This is a genomic window from Pseudomonas sp. PLB05 (genome assembly GCF_021106615.1).
Classification (GTDB): Bacteria; Pseudomonadota; Gammaproteobacteria; order Pseudomonadales; family Pseudomonadaceae; genus Chryseomonas; species Chryseomonas benzopyrenica.
The window spans coordinates 876,850-891,987 of sequence record NZ_JAJOHO010000001.1 but is presented as its reverse complement, the minus strand read 5'-3'; the positions used below and the strand labels follow the sequence as shown (position 1 = coordinate 891,987).

13 protein-coding genes are annotated in these 15,138 nt (G+C 64.5%); 1 reads left to right on the top strand and 12 read right to left on the bottom strand.

Annotated features, from left to right (window positions below; translation table 11 throughout):
* Positions 1-134: 134 nt before the first annotated feature.
* The 12 genes from LRS53_RS04105 to edd all read right to left on the bottom strand — a co-directional run bounded on the left by LRS53_RS04105 (position 135) and on the right by edd (position 13,901).
* Positions 135-308, bottom strand: a complete 174-nt coding sequence (locus LRS53_RS04105) for a DUF1289 domain-containing protein (protein WP_082900493.1) — start codon at positions 306-308, stop codon at positions 135-137.
* A 92-nt stretch (positions 309-400) separates the two neighbouring features.
* On the bottom strand, positions 401-1,801 hold the full coding sequence (locus LRS53_RS04100; RefSeq protein ID WP_231355024.1) for a carbohydrate porin: 1,401 nt from the start codon (positions 1,799-1,801) through the stop codon (positions 401-403).
* Positions 1,802-2,006: 205 nt separating this feature from the next.
* Positions 2,007-3,218, bottom strand: coding sequence for an AGE family epimerase/isomerase (locus LRS53_RS04095; protein WP_231355023.1), 1,212 nt, complete (start codon positions 3,216-3,218; stop codon positions 2,007-2,009).
* A gap of 40 nt (positions 3,219-3,258) precedes the next feature.
* A complete protein-coding gene (locus LRS53_RS04090) occupies positions 3,259-4,164 on the bottom strand; it encodes a carbohydrate kinase family protein (protein WP_231355022.1) in 906 nt (301 codons plus the stop codon).
* 128 nt (positions 4,165-4,292) lie between these two features.
* Positions 4,293-5,393 (bottom strand): ABC transporter ATP-binding protein, encoded by a 1,101-nt coding sequence (locus tag LRS53_RS04085; RefSeq protein ID WP_231355021.1) that lies wholly within the window; start codon positions 5,391-5,393, stop codon positions 4,293-4,295.
* Between the two features lie 11 nt (positions 5,394-5,404).
* Positions 5,405-6,235 (bottom strand): carbohydrate ABC transporter permease, encoded by an 831-nt coding sequence (locus LRS53_RS04080; protein WP_140216771.1) that lies wholly within the window; start codon positions 6,233-6,235, stop codon positions 5,405-5,407.
* Positions 6,228-7,145, bottom strand: coding sequence for a carbohydrate ABC transporter permease (locus tag LRS53_RS04075; protein ID WP_231355020.1), 918 nt, complete (start codon positions 7,143-7,145; stop codon positions 6,228-6,230). Before LRS53_RS04075 ends, LRS53_RS04080 begins: the two co-directional genes overlap by 8 nt.
* 141 nt (positions 7,146-7,286) lie before the next feature.
* Positions 7,287-8,549, bottom strand: a complete 1,263-nt coding sequence (locus LRS53_RS04070; protein WP_184287483.1) for an ABC transporter substrate-binding protein — start codon at positions 8,547-8,549, stop codon at positions 7,287-7,289.
* 123 nt (positions 8,550-8,672) lie between these two features.
* Positions 8,673-10,121: an ATP-binding protein gene (locus LRS53_RS04065; protein WP_269216621.1), complete on the bottom strand. Its 1,449-nt coding sequence runs from the start codon at positions 10,119-10,121 to the stop codon at positions 8,673-8,675.
* Positions 10,111-10,851: a response regulator gene (locus LRS53_RS04060; protein WP_017641311.1), complete on the bottom strand. Its 741-nt coding sequence runs from the start codon at positions 10,849-10,851 to the stop codon at positions 10,111-10,113. Before LRS53_RS04060 ends, LRS53_RS04065 begins: the two co-directional genes overlap by 11 nt.
* Positions 10,852-11,097: 246 nt before the next feature.
* Positions 11,098-12,075 carry a glucokinase gene (locus LRS53_RS04055; protein WP_064309577.1) on the bottom strand — a complete coding sequence of 326 codons (978 nt, stop codon included), beginning with the start codon at positions 12,073-12,075 and terminating at the stop codon, positions 11,098-11,100.
* Positions 12,072-13,901 carry a phosphogluconate dehydratase gene (gene edd / locus LRS53_RS04050; protein WP_017641312.1) on the bottom strand — a complete coding sequence of 610 codons (1,830 nt, stop codon included), beginning with the start codon at positions 13,899-13,901 and terminating at the stop codon, positions 12,072-12,074. The genes LRS53_RS04055 and edd overlap by 4 nt, the downstream gene beginning before the upstream one ends.
* Before the next feature lie 136 nt (positions 13,902-14,037).
* On the opposite strand from edd, the gene gap reads away from it, so the two are divergent.
* Positions 14,038-15,042, top strand: a complete 1,005-nt coding sequence (gap, locus tag LRS53_RS04045; protein ID WP_017641313.1) for a type I glyceraldehyde-3-phosphate dehydrogenase — start codon at positions 14,038-14,040, stop codon at positions 15,040-15,042.
* Positions 15,043-15,138 lie beyond the last annotated feature (96 nt).

Below are 15,138 nucleotides of genomic sequence, written 5' to 3'. Positions count from 1 at the left end.
GGCCTATGGCCGCGATCAGCGCCGTAGGTTGGGCTGAGACGGCTTTATCGTCGAAGCCCAACAACGCGGAGTCAGCCTGGGCAACGTTGGGCTTCGCTGCGCTCAACCCAACCTACGGTGCCGTCAGGAACGCATCAGCCCTTCTTGAGTTTCTTCAGGCGCTTCTTCGACTTGTCGATGACTTCCTTGCGCTCGCGGTCCTTCAGCTCTTTCCATCCCTTGATCTCTGAGCGTTTGCGGCCACATCCCTGGCAGACGTCGTCTTTGATCTTGCACTGGCTGATGCAGGGACTTTCGACCTTACCCACGGCAACCTCGGAAATGAAAAAGGCCCTGCAGTATAACGACTGCAGGGCCCTGTCCAGCGCCATCGGGCAGGATGGCGGACTATGGGGGCGATTTAGAAAACCGCTTGAACCTTCAGGCCACCCACCACGGCATTGTCGACTTCACGCACGCCACCCGGGCTCTTGATGTACTGGAGGTTGGGGCGCACGGTCAGCCAGTTGGTCACGTGCACGCCGTAGTAGATCTCGGCGTCGTACTCGTTGTGCTGCAGCGGCGTGAAGGCCGGATCGTCGTAGTCGGTGGCACCGGCGGCCTGGTTGAGGGCACGCTGATTGTCGCGGAAGTCGCTGTTGGTACTGATGCGCGCGATGCCGAAGCCGATGTCATCCTTGGGACGACCGTCGAAGGGGCCCTTGTAGACCAGGCCGGCCTGGACGTAGTTGCTGACCTTGTTGACGTCCTTAGCGTGGGCGGTGAAGTTGGCGAATACTGACAGGCCACGGCTCGGGTCATCGTTGTGCGCGGTGATCTGCTGACGGGCCACGACCCAGTAGCCGTGCTTGCTGGAGTGCTCCTTGTAGTCCAGCCCGGTGAGGGCCGCGGAGTTGCCGTTGACGTCTTCGTAGACGTCGTTGGCATCGGCAGTGCTGTAGTAGTAGCCGACGCGGTATTCGCCCGGCAGGCCGTTGACCTTGGGCGACCAGACCATTTCCACCGGCAGGACCGCACCCTTGGTGCCGCTGCTGTTGAGCTTGAAGCCGTTGCCGGTTTCCAGCAGCGACGGATTCTGCTCGTAGGCCCCAACCTGGACGAACAACTCGGGGGTCAGGCTGTACTTGACGCGCAGGGCCCACTGACTGACCGGCCAGTTGTACCAGATGCCTTCCCAGTTACCGACCTGGGAACCGCAGAACGCCAGGTTCTGGAAGTCGCACTCGAAGGAGTTGAAGTCCTCGCCTTCGCCGAAGCGACCGGCCTTGATATCCAGGCGACCGTCGAAGAAGCCCTTGGACAGCCACAGCTGGGTCAGACGCCAGGTCTGGCCACGGCCATAGACTTCCTGCACCGAGGAGTAGCCGCCGACGCGCGGATCGGTGATGCGGTCGTCGGTGAGGTTGCGGCCGTCACGGGAGGTGATGGCCAGCTTGAACACCGAGTTTTCCCAACCGGCGATCTTGTTCATGTCGCCCCACAGGCCAAACATGTACTGCGAGCTCCAGCGCCCGGTGCGATCGTCGTCGTAGCCGCCACGCAGGTTGGTCGCGCCCTCGCCCACGTATTCGAGCTTGATGTCCCAGCCCTTGTCGCGCAGGTCCTTGCGCACGCCACCCCAGTCACCGGTCATGGTGTTGCCCAGCGGCTCGAAGGCGGCCTCGGTGTTGTTGACGCCACTGAAGTTGCCACCCGGATTGGCCTGGGGCGCCGCCTGGGCACCCGCGGCGACCGCCAGGGCCAGCAGCGATACCAGGGGCAGTGCGCGCCCCGGACGATTCTTGTGATTTTGCTTGTTCATTACTGAGATCCCTTTTTATTGAAGTGATGACACCCTGGGCCCGAAACCCGCGTCTCTAATACTTAGAACCTATTCAAAGTCTGCTGCGCGTCGGCCAAACGGCGTTGAAAAGGGCTTCGGAATGCTCATTTACCACTCGTAAACTCCGCTTCCTCAGCCCTTTTCGCCTGGTTTGGCTCTAGCTCGCGAGACTCTGAACAGGCTCTTACGGCAGGACGTTGAGGACTTCGTAACAGGCACCCATGGTGTGGTAGTCGACCTTGCCGGCCGGACTCTTGTCGTCGGAGTACTTGTGGTTCCGACGGTCGAGCAGGCGCCACCACGCGCCGTGCTCGTGATCGATGAAATGCGTCCAGCTGTAGCGCCAGAGCGCCTCATAGTGTTCCCAATAGTGGGCCTCGCCACTGCGCTCGGCCAGCAGCGCCGCGGCGGCCAGGGCCTCGGCCTGCACCCAGAAATACTTGTCCGGATCGCAGGGTGAGCCATCCGGGGCGAAGCCATAGTAGAGACCGCCGTGCTCGCCATCCCAGCTCAGGCGCCAGGAGATATCGAACAGCGCCTGGGCGCGCGGAAGCAGCCAGGGCTGGGGGCGATGGCGCTCGAGGATCAGCAGCAGCTTGGCCCATTCGATCTGGTGCCCGGGCTGGAAGCCCCAGGGCCGGAACAGGTTGGCCGGATCGTCGCGGTTGTAGTCCCAGTCGATGGACCAGTCGCTGTGGTAGTGCTCCCAGACCAGGCCACCGGGGACCTCGTCGGCCACCCCGCCCTGCCCTTGGGTCAAGGCCGCCTGGCGCTGGGTCATGTTGCGGGCCAGGGTCTCGGCGCGGTCCAGGTAGCGCGTCTCGCCGCTGGCTTCGAAGGCGGCCAGCAGGGCTTCGCAGGCGTGCATGTTGGCGTTCTGGCCGCGATACGGCGCCACGGTCTGCCAGTCGGCGCTGATCTCGTCGACGTAGAGGCCATCGGCTTCACGCCAGAAATGGGTCTCCAGGGATTCCCAGGCTTCGCTCAGCCAGCCACGCGCTTCCTCGATCCCGGCGAGCAGGCCATGAGCATAGGCCAGCACCACGAAGGCCAGGCCGTAGCAGTGATTGGTGCCATCTACCACGATGTCGCCGTCGAGCAGCCAGGCATAGCCGCCGTTGGCCTGGCGATGCCGCTCGCGCAGGTACCTCAGGCCATGACGGGTCGCATCCAGGTAGGCCGGATCGCCATAGTGCCGGTAGGCCATGGCGAAATCGAAGACGAAGCGGGTACTGGAGACCAGATGGCGGGTCTGGCGGTCGTAGACCGTCCCGTCGTCCTTGAAGAAGTGATAGAAGCCGCCTTGGGGATCGACACAGCGGGGATGGTAGAACGCCAGGGTGTGGCGGACGTGTTCCAGCAGGGTGTCGCGACGACGAAAATCGGGGAAGTCCATCGGGTTTCCTTGGCGGCTATTGTTGTTGTGGGAAAGCGGTCTAGTGAGGGCTCACCTGCAGCAGGGCTTCGACATCGGCACGGGTCGGCGCATAGGCGCCGGCATGGCGGCAGGACACCGAGGCACTGGCCGCGGCGAATCTCAGGCGCTGCTGCAGGTCGGTCAGGCCCAGCAGGCCCGAGGCCAGCCAGCCGGCCATGGAGGCATCGCCGGCGCCCACGGTATCGACGACGTCCACGGCGATGGCGGGCTGCTGCCATTTGCCGTCCGGGGTATAGAGCACCAGGCCGTGCTCGCCACGGGTGAAGAGAATGCGGGCCTGTGGATTGAGGGCGCGCAATTCGTCCAGCGCGGCGCGCTCGTCCAGGCCCGGATAGATCTGGCGGATGTCTTCGTCGGACAGCTTGATGTCGTCGGCCAGGCGCACCAGTTCGGGAAAGGTCTGCTGGCGATAGCGATCGTCCATGAGGTTGCGCCAGTTGGGATCGTAGCTCAGGCGCTTGCCAGCGGCCTTGGCCTGGCGCGCCAGGTCCAGCAGGGTATCGGCCAGCGGATAGCGGGCCAGGCTGATGCAGCTGAAATGGCAGACTTCGGCGGCCTCCAGCCAGCCTTCGGGCAGCAGCGCCGGATCGAATTGCAGATCGGCTTCGCCCGCGAAGAAATAGCGTGGTGGGCGGCTCGACGGCACGATGGCCACCAGGGGATCGGCAGCGACGCGCTGCAGGAAGCGGGTATCGAGGCCGGCGGTTTCCGATTGCCAGGCGATCTCGTCACCCAGGCCATCCTGACTGATGGCACCACCAAAGGCGCTTGTCACGCCCAGCCGGGCCAGGCCACGCGCCACGTTCCAGGGGGCGCCGCCTGGATAACCCCGCCATTCGCCAGGATTACCCTGGACGATGTCGGTGAGGGCTTCGCCAAAGACCACAACGCGGGGTAGTGCCATTCTTGTTCTCCTGTCTGTCACGGCAGCCGGGAGTCGATCCCGAGCCTTTGGTAAGGCCGCAACCCGACCTCAGGCGCGGCGGCGGGCGGACCTTACCACTGCTGTAACGTTTCAGCCATGAACTCCGTTCAAGAAAGTCGGCGACCGCTGGCTGGATCGAACAGCACCGCCCGTCGCGAATCGATCCGCCACAGCACCTGGTCGCCGGCCCGCGGCGCCTCGCCCGGCGCGACTCGGCAGCAGACCTTGGTGCCGTTCCATTCGGCGTACAGCAGGGTGTCCGGGCCGGTCGGCTCGACCACCTGGATCCGCGTCAGGATGCCTGGCACTGCGTTGTCCGCCGGATGCGCCGACTGGATCTGCTCCGGACGCACCCCAAGGATAGCCTCTCGGCCAGCCAGCGCAGGATCCAGTTCCGGCAAGTCCACCTGGCTGTCGCCGGTATCGCCGGTGACGCGGGCGACCACCCTGCCCTCGCGCGCTTCCAGGCGCACCGGCACGAAGTTCATGGGTGGCGAGCCGATGAAGCTGGCGACGAAGAGATTGGCCGGGTTGTTGTAGATCTCCTCGGGGGTGCCGAACTGCTGCACCTCGCCATCCTTCATCACCGCGACCCGATCGCCCAGGGTCATGGCTTCGATCTGGTCATGGGTGACGTAGACGGTGGTGGTCTGCAGGCGCTGGTGCATCAGCTTGATCTCGGTGCGCATCTCCACCCGCAGCTTGGCGTCGAGGTTGGACAGCGGCTCGTCGAACAGATAGAGCTTGGGCCGGCGCGCCAGGGCGCGACCCATGGCCACCCGCTGCTGCTGGCCACCGGAGAGCTGCGCCGGCTTGCGCTCCAGCAGGTGCTCGATCTGCAGCAGCTTGGCCACGCGCGCCACCTCGGCGTCGATCTGCTCCCTGGGCGTCTTGCGGATCTTCAGGCCGAAGGCGATGTTCTCGCGCACGGTCATGGTCGGGTAGAGAGCGTAGGACTGGAACACCATGGCGATATCCCGGTCCTTGGGCTCGACCTGGGTGACGTCCTCGCCGTCCAGGCAGATGGCGCCGCTGCTGATGTCTTCGAGGCCGGCGATGGCGTTCATGAGGGTGGATTTGCCGCAGCCGGAGGGTCCGACCAGGATGAGGAACTGCCCGGCGTCGATGCGGATGTCGATGCCCTTGAGGGCTTCCTGGGCGGCGTTGCCGTAGGTCTTGCGTACGCTTTTGAGTTCGAGAGCTGCCATGGTGGCGTTCCTTATCCTTTGACCACGCCCGAGGTCAGGCCCCGGACGAAATACTTGCCAGCGAAGATGTAGACCAGCAGCGTCGGCAGCGCGGCGATCATGGCGGCGGCCATGTCGACGTTGTATTCCTTCGCGCCGGTGCTGGTGTTGACCAGGTTGTTCAGGGCCACGGTGATGGGCTGCGACGAGCCGCTGGCGAACACCACGCCGAACAGGAAGTCGTTCCACACCTGGGTGAACTGCCAGATCAGGCTGACCATCACGATGGGCGTGGACAGCGGCAGCAGGATCTTGAAGAAGATGGTGAAGAAGCCCGCTCCGTCCAGCCGCGCCGCCTTGATCAGGGCATCGGGGATGCCCACGTAGTAGTTGCGGAAGAACAGCGTGGTGAAGGCCAGGCCGTAGATCACGTGCACCAGCACCAGGCCGGCGGTGGTGTTGGCCAGGCCCAGCTGGCCGAGGGTGAAGGACATCGGCAGGAGGATCACCTGGAAGGGAATGAAGCAGCCGAACAGTAACAGGCTGAACAGCAGGTTCGAGCCGCGGAACTGCCACTTCGACAGGGCGTAGCCGTTGAGCGCGCCGATGAAGGTGGAGATGAGCACCGCCGGCACGGTGATCAGGAAGGAGTTCCAGAAGTAGCTGTGCACCACGTCCCAGGCCTTGAGCCAGCCGATCACCGTCCAGTCCAGGGGCAGGCTCAGCAGGTTGCCGGTGCGGACATCGTCCGGGGTCTTGAAGCTGGTCAGCAGCATCACCAGCAGCGGCACCAGATAGACCGCGCAGGCGATGATCAGGGTGGCGTGGATGGCCACGCGATTGACGTTCAGAGCCTTAGCCATTTCGCTTGCTCCGCAATTCCGAGTAGAGATAGGGCACCAGCACCGCCAGCACCGCGCCGAGCATCAGCACCGCACTGGCCGAGCCCAGGCCCATCTGGCCGCGGGTGAAGGTGTGCTGGTACATGAACACCGCCGGCAGGTCCGAGGCGTAGCCGGGGCCGCCCGCGGTCATGGCCATCACCAGGTCGAAGCTCTTGATGGCGATGTGGGCGAGGATCATCACCGCACTGAAGAACACCGGCCGCAGGCTCGGCAGGACGATGCGCAGGTAGATGGTGGGCAGCCCTGCCCCGTCGACCTGGGCGGCGCGCAGGATGGAGGAATCCACGCCGCGCAGGCCGGCGAGGAACATGGCCATGACGAAACCCGAGGCCTGCCAGAGGGCGGCGATCAGCAGGCAGTAGATGACCCGGTCGGGGTCCACCAGCCAGTCGAAGCGAAAGCCTTCCCAGCCCCAGTCGCGCAGCAGCTTGTCCAGGCCCATGCCTGGGTTGAGCAGCCATTTCCAGGCGGTACCGGTGACGATCATCGACAGCGCCATGGGATAGAGGTAGATGGTGCGGATGAAGCCTTCGCGGCGGATGCGCTGGTCCAGCAGGATGGCGAAGAAGACGCCGATGGCCAGGCTCAACAGGATGAACAGGCCGCCGAAGATCGCCAGGTTCTTGCAGGCCACCAGCCAGCGGTCGTTTTCCAGCAGCCGTGCGTATTGGGCGAAACCGGCGAAATTGTAGCTAGGCAGGAAGCGCGAATTGGTAAAGGAGATCACCGCCGTCCACAGCATGTAGCCATAGAGGCAGACGACCATGGCGATGGCCGTGGGCGCCAGCACCAGCTTGGGCAGCAGGCGCTGCAGCCGGTCCGGGCGTCGGCTGACCGCCGTCGCGGGAAGAGCTTCGGTAAGAGCCATGGAGGCATTCTCAGGGGTGGTATTATCTTGACGTCAGGGAGTTGGATGATCGCGGCCATGGGCCGCTCCTACAGCCGACGATTGGCCTGTAGGAGCGGCCTACGGCCGCGATAAACAATCCTCACCGATGGCTGTTTGCGCTTACTTCGCGGCCTGGATGGCGGCGACCAGTTGCTCGGTGGCCTTCTTCGGATCAGCGTTGGCGTCGTTGAAGAAGTTGGTCACCACGTCGAAGATCGCGCCCTGCACGTAGCTGGTGTTGGCCATGCTGTGCGCCATGCTCGGCTCGGCCTTGCCATCGGCGTTGGCCGCCTGGAAGTCCTTGGCGGACTGCTGGGCGCAGCTGTCGAACTTGGACAGGTCGATGTCGTTACGCACCGGGATGGAGCCCTTGTTGAGGTTGAAGACCTCCTGGAAGGGCTTGTCGATGACGGTGCGTACCAGGTCGTCCTGGGCTTTCTGGTTGTCCTTGTTCTTGATCTTGAACATGGCCAGGGAGTCGATGTTGTAGATGAAGTCGCCTTGGGTGCCTGGCATCACCACGCATTCGTAGTCGACGCCCGGCTTCTTGCCGGCGGCGGTGAATTCCGCCTTGGCCCAATCGCCCATGATCTGCATGCCGGCCTTGCCCTCGATGACCATGGCGGTGGCCAGGTTCCAGTCGCGACCGGCGGCGTTGGGATCGACGTAACCCTTGATGCGCTTGAAGGTCTTGAAGACCTCGACCATCTTGTCGCTACGGATGGTGTCGGCATCGGTCTGCACGAAGACCTTGTCGTAGCCTTCCGGGCCCATGATGGCCATGACCAGGGATTCGAAGATGGTGCCGTCCTGCCAGTTCTGACCACCGTGGGCCAGGGGCACGACGCCAGCGGCCTTGAGCTTGTCGGCGGCTTCGAAGAATTCATCCAGGGTGGTGGGCACCTTGGCGCCGGCCTTCTTGAAGACGGCGGGGTTGATCCACAGCCAGTTGATGCGGTGAATACCGGCCGGTACGGCGACGTACTCGCCGTCGTGCTGCATGGTCTGGGCCACGCGCTTGGGCAGGATGGTGTCCCAGTTACCCTGCTTGGCGATGTCGCTGATGTTGGCCAGGAAGCCCATGCTGGCCCATTCCTGGATGTCGGGCCCTTTCAGTTGGGCAGCGGACGGCGGATTGCCGGAGACGGCGCGGGTCTTGAGCACGGTCATGGCGGCTTCACCAGCGCCACCGGCTACGGCGAAGTCCTTCCAGGTATCGCCCTGCTTCTGCATCAGCTGCTTGAGCACATCGACGGCGCGAGCCTCGCCACCGGAGGTCCACCAGTGCAGCACCTCGACCTCACCGGCATGGGCGGTCAGGGGGGCAGCCAGCGCGGCGCAGGAAAGGGAAACGGCGAGAGCGAGACGATTCAATGCCTTCATGAGGGGTCGTTCCTTGTTGTTTTTTTATTGGAGCTGGGCCGAGTCTAGTCAGACGACTGCGGCCGTGGGTAACGAAGGGAAGGCGTTTTGTCACGAGCTGGTGACATAGCGGCAGGGTCCTGCCTAGCTGCGCGGCAGGGTCAGGGTCACCCGCAGACCGCCCTCGCGGCGGTTGCGCAGCTCCACCTCGCCGCCATGGGCGTGGGCCAGGTTGCGGGCGATGCCCAGGCCCAGGCCGTAACCCTGGCGGTCGGTGGCCAGGCGGACGTGGGGCTGGAACACCTGTTCCAACTCCTGCTCGGGCACTCCTGGCCCTTCGTCGTCGACATGCAGGACGAAGGCATGACCGTCGTCCTCCACCTGCAAATGAGCGCGATGGCCATACTTGAGGGCGTTGTCCAGCAGATTGCCAATGCAGCGCTTGAGCGCCAGGGGCTTGCCCAGCAGGGTGCCCTGGGCTTCTCCGGTGAGGCATACCCGCGGGGGCTGCTCTTGGGTGAAGGGCTCCACCAGCTGCACCAGCAGCGCCTGCAGGTCGACCGGCTCCAAGTTCTCGTGGATGTCGGTGTCCTTGACGCACTGCAGGGCGCCCTTCACCAACAGATCCAGCTCGTCGAGATCACGCACGAGCTTGGCCTGCATCACCTCGTCGTCCACCAACTCGGCACGCAGCCGCAGCCGCGTGATGGGGGTGCGCAGGTCGTGGGAGATGGCGCTGAACAGCTGGGCGCGCTCGTCCAGGTAGCGGGCGATGCGTTCACGCATGGCATTGAAGGCGCGGGTGACCTCGCGGATCTCCTGGGCGCCCTCTTCCCGCACCGGCGGCGTATGGACCTCCAGCGACAGCTCCCGCGCAGCGCGCGACAGCCGCTTGAGCGGGCGACTCTGCCAGCGGATCAGCAGGCCGATGAACAGCAGCAGGAAGGCGCTGCTGAAGACCATGAACAGCAGCTGCTGCAGGGGCAGCCAGGACTCGTCTAGGCTGTAGTAAGGCGCCGGCATCAGGGTCGCCAGATACACCCACTCCCCTTCGCCGATGCGGATCTGGGTCACCAGCACCGGCGGCTCCAGTGGCTCCAGACTCAGGGCATAGTGCGCCCAGGAGCGCGGCAGTTCGTCGAGCGCCAAGGCACCGTTGAACAGCCGCAGCTGCTGCGGGCCGATGAATTCCACGTACATGGGCATGGTGGCGCCCAGGCGTTCGCGCAGCACCGCTTCGACCTCCTGCAGCACGGCGCGACGCCCTGTGGTCGCGGGCAGTGCCTGCATGGTCAGCGGCTTTTCGTTGAGCGAGACGAAGAAGCGCGTGCCGCCCATGTTGCGCAGCTGTTCCAGCACCAGCGGCCGATAGGCCGGTGGCAGCAGGCTGAAATAACGGACGCTGGCGGCGATGGAATAGCCCAGGCTGCGGGCCGCGGTCTGCAGGCCCTGGTTGCGATCGCTGCGCAATGCGGCCGACCAGAACAGCGCCGAGGCGCCCTGGGCCAGGAGCACCGCCAGCAGGGTCAGGAGTAGCATCCGCGCCAGCAGGGAACGCGGCACCAGCCGCGCGAGGGGACCGCTACACCGCATCGGCGACCAGTCCGCTGACCTCGGCGGCGAGCAGGTAGCCGGATCCCCGCACAGTGCGGATCAACCGCGGCGATTTGCCGGTGTCGCGCAGGCGCTGGCGCAGGCGACTCACCGCCATGTCGACGATGCGCTCCAGCGGCAGCACCTCGCGGCCACGGGTGGCATTGGCGATGGTGTCGCGGTCGAGGATTTGCTGAGGATGATCGAGAAACAGCTTGAGCAGGGTGAAATCGGCGCCCGACAGGATGACCTCCTCGCCGTCGCGGTGGAACAGCCGATGACTGACCGGATCCAGGCGCCAGTCGTCGAAGGTCAGCAGACCGGTAGCCACCGGACGCGTTTCGCCAAAGCCGGCCCGGCGCAACAGCGCCTTGATGCGCGCCAGCAGTTCGCGGGGGCTGAAGGGCTTGCCCAGATAGTCGTCGGCGCCCAGCTCCAGGCCAATGACCCGATCCGCCTCGTCGGAACTGGCGGTGAGCATGATGATGGGCACCTGGCGGCAGCTCGACTGCTCGCGCATCCAGCGGCAGAGGGCGAAGCCGTCTTCGCCGGGGAGCATGACGTCAAGGATCAGCAGGTCGGGGACGAAGTCACCCAGCGCCCGGCGCAGCTCGCGGCCATCGCCAACGGCGCGCACCTGATAGCCGGCACGGGTGAGATAGGCGTCGAGAAGCTCACGAATTTCCCCGTCGTCGTCGACGACCAGGAGGGATTTGCCCAGGGTGGACATGGCGATGTTCGCTCTTGTTGTCTTGGCCGGAGGCCAGCTACCGGTAGTGCCGGCAGCATACCGGGGTCGGGCGACCTTGAGTAGTCGCCCACCCCGGGGTGGATCAGAGCCTGTTCAAAGGATCGCGAGCTAGAGCCAAACAAGGCAAAAATGGCTGAGGAAGCGGAGTTTACGAATGGTAAATGAGCATTCCGAAGCCATTTTTAACGCAGTTTGGCCGACGCGCAGCAGACTTTGAACAGGCTCTTAGACCTGTCGCGCCTCGGCGATGGTTTGATCCAGGGCGACGCCGGCACCGAACAGCCCCGGATACTCGGCGGTCACCAGCCAGGCCGGGATGTCCTTGAGGTAGGCGCTGCTGGTCTTGCCCTTGTCGGCGAAGGCATGGGCGAAGGCCCCGCTCTGGAAGCGCTCGACGAAGCGCGGCAGGATGCCGCCGGCGATATAGACGCCACCCAGGGCGCCCAGGGTCAGGGCCGCGTTGCCGGCGACCCGCGCCAGCCAGATGAAGAACTGCTCCAGCACGGCATCGGCATAGGGATCGCCCTTGAGCGCCAGCTCGCAGATGTCCGCCGCGCTGTGCAGGGCGGCGGTCCGGCCGTCCAGCTCGCAACTCGCGTGATAGAGGTTGACCAGGCCGCTGCCGGACACCACGCGCTCCGCGGAGACGTGATTGCCGAACTGACGCTTGAGGATCTTCCAGATATCGAATTCGCGCTGGGTGTTGATCGGCAGGTCGACGTGACCACCCTCGCTCGGCAGCACGATCCAGCGATCCTTGCCGCTGGGCACCAGGCTGGCGAGACCCAGGCCGGTGCCAGGCCCGATCACCAGGCGCGGGCGGGTCGGCAAGGCGATGCCGTCACGGACCTGGACCGAGTCCGCCGGATCCAGGCGAGCGATGGCCCAGGCCATGGACGTGAAGTCGTTGATCAGCAGCAGATGAGTCAGACCCAGCTCGCGGCAGAACTGCTCGCGCTTGATCACCCAGTGATTATTGGTGAAGCGGAAGTCGCCTTCGCCCACCGGGCCCGCACAGGCGAGGCACACGGCGGTGATGTCATCCAGCGCCACGCCGGTCTGCGCCAGGTACTTGCGTACCGCGTCTTCCGGACAGGCGTAATCCGCACAGGCGAAGACCTCGATGGCCTCCAGGCGACCGTCACGCCACAGGGCGAAGCGGGCATTGGTGCCCCCGATGTCGCCAACCAAAGCCAAACTCATTTCAGCGCCTCCAGGCTGGAAGTAAATGCACTGGCACCCGATTCAGCCGTGCTCATGGCGCCGCGCATGAAGGCGAACAACTCACGACCACAGCCTACCCCGGTGCCCTGGGGCGCTTCGACCGTCTGGCGGGCCATCCATTCGTCCGCCGGGACCAGAATCCTCAGCTCTCCGGTACGCCCATCGACGCGGATGAGATCGCCGTCACAGACCTTGGCCAGCGGACCGCCGTCGATGGCTTCCGGGCAGACATGAATCGCCGCCGGAACCTTGCCCGAGGCGCCGGACATGCGGCCGTCGGTGACCAGGGCCACCTTGAAACCGCGATCCTGCAGCACGCCGAGGTAGGGGGTGAGCTTGTGCAGCTCGGGCATACCCAGGGCCTTGGGTCCCTGGAAGCGTACCACCGCGACGAAGTCGCGCTCCAGTTCGCCGGCCTTGAAGGCGGCCGCCAGTTCGCTCTGGTCATGGAAGACCCGCGCCGGGGCCTCGACCAACTGATGTTTGGGCGCCACGGCCGACACCTTCATCACGCCGCGGCCGAGGTTGCCCTGCATGACGCGCAGGCCGCCCTCTTCGTTGAACGGGCGGCTAGCCGGACGCAGGATGTCTTCGTCCAGGCTCTCGGCGCGCCCAGTGCGCCACTCCAGCTTGCCGTCCACCAGGAAGGGTTCCTGCAGGTAGCGCGACAGGCCGTGGCCCATGATGGTGTTGACGTCTTCGTGCAGCAGCCCGGCTTCGAGCAGGGTGTGCACCATGAAGTTGACGCCACCCGCGGCATGGAAGTGGTTCACGTCGGCCTTGCCGTTGGGATAGACCTGCGCCAGGGTCGGGGTGACCGCCGAGATCTCGGCCATGTCGTCCCAGGTCAGCTGGATGCCGGCGGCCTGGGCGATGGCCGGGATGTGCAGGGTATGGTTGGTCGAGCCACCGGTGGCGCTCAGGGCGACCACGGAGTTGACGATGGACTTCTCGTCGACGATCTCGCCCAGCGGCATGAAGTTGCCGCCCTGATGGGTGATGCGGGTCACCTGGCGCGCCGCCTCGCGGGTGAGTTCGTCACGCAGCGGGGTGTAGGGATTGACGAAGGAAGAACCCGGCAGGTGCAGGCCCATCACCTCCATCACCACCTGGTTGGTGTTGGCGGTGCCATAGAAGGTGCAGGTGCCGGGGCTGTGGTAGGACTTCATCTCCGATTCCAGCAGCTCTTCGCGGGTCGCCTTGCCCTCGGCGAAGGCCTGGCGCACGCGCGCCTTCTCCTTGTTGGAGATGCCCGAAGGCATGGGGCCGCCCGGGACGAAGATCATCGGCAGATGGCCGAAGCGCAGCGCGCCGATCATCAGGCCGGGAATGATCTTGTCGCAGATGCCCAGCAGCAGCGCGGCGTCGAACATGTTGTGCGACAGGGCCACGGCGGTGGACATGGCGATGACTTCACGACTCGCCAGGCTCAGCTCCATGCCGGCCTCGCCCTGGGTCACGCCGTCGCACATGGCTGGCACGCCGCCGGCGAACTGACCGACGGAGCCGATCTCGCGAAGCGCCTGTTTGATCAGCTCCGGGTAGTGCTCGTAGGGCTGATGAGCCGACAACATGTCGTTGTAGCTGGAAACGATGGCGACGTTGGCCTGGTCCATCAAACGGAGGCGCTGCTTATCCGTCGAGGATCCACACCCGGCGACGCCATGGGCGAAATTGGCGCATTGCAGCTTGCCGCGCTGCGGACCGTCGCTGGCGGCGGCCCGGATCATGGCGAGGTAACGCTCACGGGTCGGACGACTGCGTTCCACCAACCGCTGTGTGACTTCGAGGACGCGAGGATGCATGGTTTCGATTCTCCACCGGGCTAAATTTGTTGTTATTTAAAACATTCACAGCCAAATTGGCGCTATTATTCCGCTTAGCACGCGTCATGTGTAATGTTTTTTACAACAAAACCCAGCTATCGCGAGGTTTCTCTCAATGAGTATTCGTATTGCCATCAATGGTTTTGGACGCATCGGCCGCAACGTGCTGCGGGCGCTGTATACCGAGGGCTATCGCCAGGACCTGGAGGTCGTCGCGATCAACGACCTGGGCGACGCCGCCATCAATGCGCATCTCCTACAGTATGACAGCGTTCATGACCGCTTCCCTGCCGAGGTGTCCGTCGAGGGCGACAAGCTGGTGGTCAATGGCGACCGCATCGCCGTGACGGCCATCCGCAACCCTGCCGAGCTGCCGTGGAAGGACCTGAAGGTCGACGTGGTGTTCGAATGCACCGGCCTCTTCACCAGCCGCGACAAGGCCGCTGCCCACTTGGAAGCCGGCGCCTCCAAGGTGATCATCTCGGCACCGGGCAAGGACGTGGACGCCACCATAGTCTATGGCGTCAATGACAACATCCTGCGTCAGTCGCACCAGATCATCTCCAACGCCTCCTGCACCACCAACTGCCTGGCGCCCGTCGCCCAGGTGCTGCAGCGCGAGCTGGGCATCGAGAACGGTCTGATGACCACCATCCATGCCTACACCAACGACCAGAACCTGTCGGACGTCTACCACTCCGACCCCTTCCGGGCGCGTTCGGCCACCCAGTCGATGATTCCGACCAAGACCGGTGCCGCCGAGGCTGTGGGCCTGGTATTGCCGGAGCTGCAAGGCAAGTTTAGCGGCATGGCGGTGCGCGTACCGACCATCAACGTGTCGCTGGTCGATTTGACCATCCTGACCGCCAAGGAAACCGACGCCAAGACCATCAACGCCTTCATGAAGGCGGCGGCCGAAGCTTCGCCGGTGCTGGGCTACAACGACAAGCCGCTGGTCTCCATCGACTTCAACCACAACCGCCTGTCGTCGATCTTCGACGCCAACCACACCAAGGTGAGCGGCAAGCTGGTGAAGATCATGGCCTGGTACGACAACGAGTGGGGCTTCTCCAACCGTATGCTCGATACCTGCAAGGCGCTGGTCAACGCGCCGGCCTGAGGTCTGTAGGTCTGAGTTGGAAGAAAGCGCCTTCGGGCGCTTTTTTCGTTTTGGCGAGAGTGTTGGGCTTCGCTATGCGAAGCGCCAACCTATTCG

Excerpts from the sequence above, each read along its gene's own strand:
- LRS53_RS04100 (WP_231355024.1), bottom strand. The coding sequence starts at position 1,801 with ATGAACAAGCAAAATCACAAGAATCGTCCGGGGCGCGCACTGCCCCTG.
- LRS53_RS04095 (WP_231355023.1), bottom strand. The coding sequence starts at position 3,218 with ATGGACTTCCCCGATTTTCGTCGTCGCGACACCCTGCTGGAACACGTC.
- LRS53_RS04090 (WP_231355022.1), bottom strand. The coding sequence starts at position 4,164 with ATGGCACTACCCCGCGTTGTGGTCTTTGGCGAAGCCCTCACCGACATC.
- LRS53_RS04085 (WP_231355021.1), bottom strand. The coding sequence starts at position 5,393 with ATGGCAGCTCTCGAACTCAAAAGCGTACGCAAGACCTACGGCAACGCC.
- LRS53_RS04080 (WP_140216771.1), bottom strand. The coding sequence starts at position 6,235 with ATGGCTAAGGCTCTGAACGTCAATCGCGTGGCCATCCACGCCACCCTG.
- LRS53_RS04075 (WP_231355020.1), bottom strand. The coding sequence starts at position 7,145 with ATGGCTCTTACCGAAGCTCTTCCCGCGACGGCGGTCAGCCGACGCCCG.
- LRS53_RS04070 (WP_184287483.1), bottom strand. The coding sequence starts at position 8,549 with ATGAAGGCATTGAATCGTCTCGCTCTCGCCGTTTCCCTTTCCTGCGCC.
- LRS53_RS04065 (WP_269216621.1), bottom strand. The coding sequence starts at position 10,121 with ATGCGGTGTAGCGGTCCCCTCGCGCGGCTGGTGCCGCGTTCCCTGCTG.
- LRS53_RS04060 (WP_017641311.1), bottom strand. The coding sequence starts at position 10,851 with ATGTCCACCCTGGGCAAATCCCTCCTGGTCGTCGACGACGACGGGGAA.
- LRS53_RS04055 (WP_064309577.1), bottom strand. The coding sequence starts at position 12,075 with ATGAGTTTGGCTTTGGTTGGCGACATCGGGGGCACCAATGCCCGCTTC.
- edd (WP_017641312.1), bottom strand. The coding sequence starts at position 13,901 with ATGCATCCTCGCGTCCTCGAAGTCACACAGCGGTTGGTGGAACGCAGT.
- gap (WP_017641313.1), top strand. The coding sequence starts at position 14,038 with ATGAGTATTCGTATTGCCATCAATGGTTTTGGACGCATCGGCCGCAAC.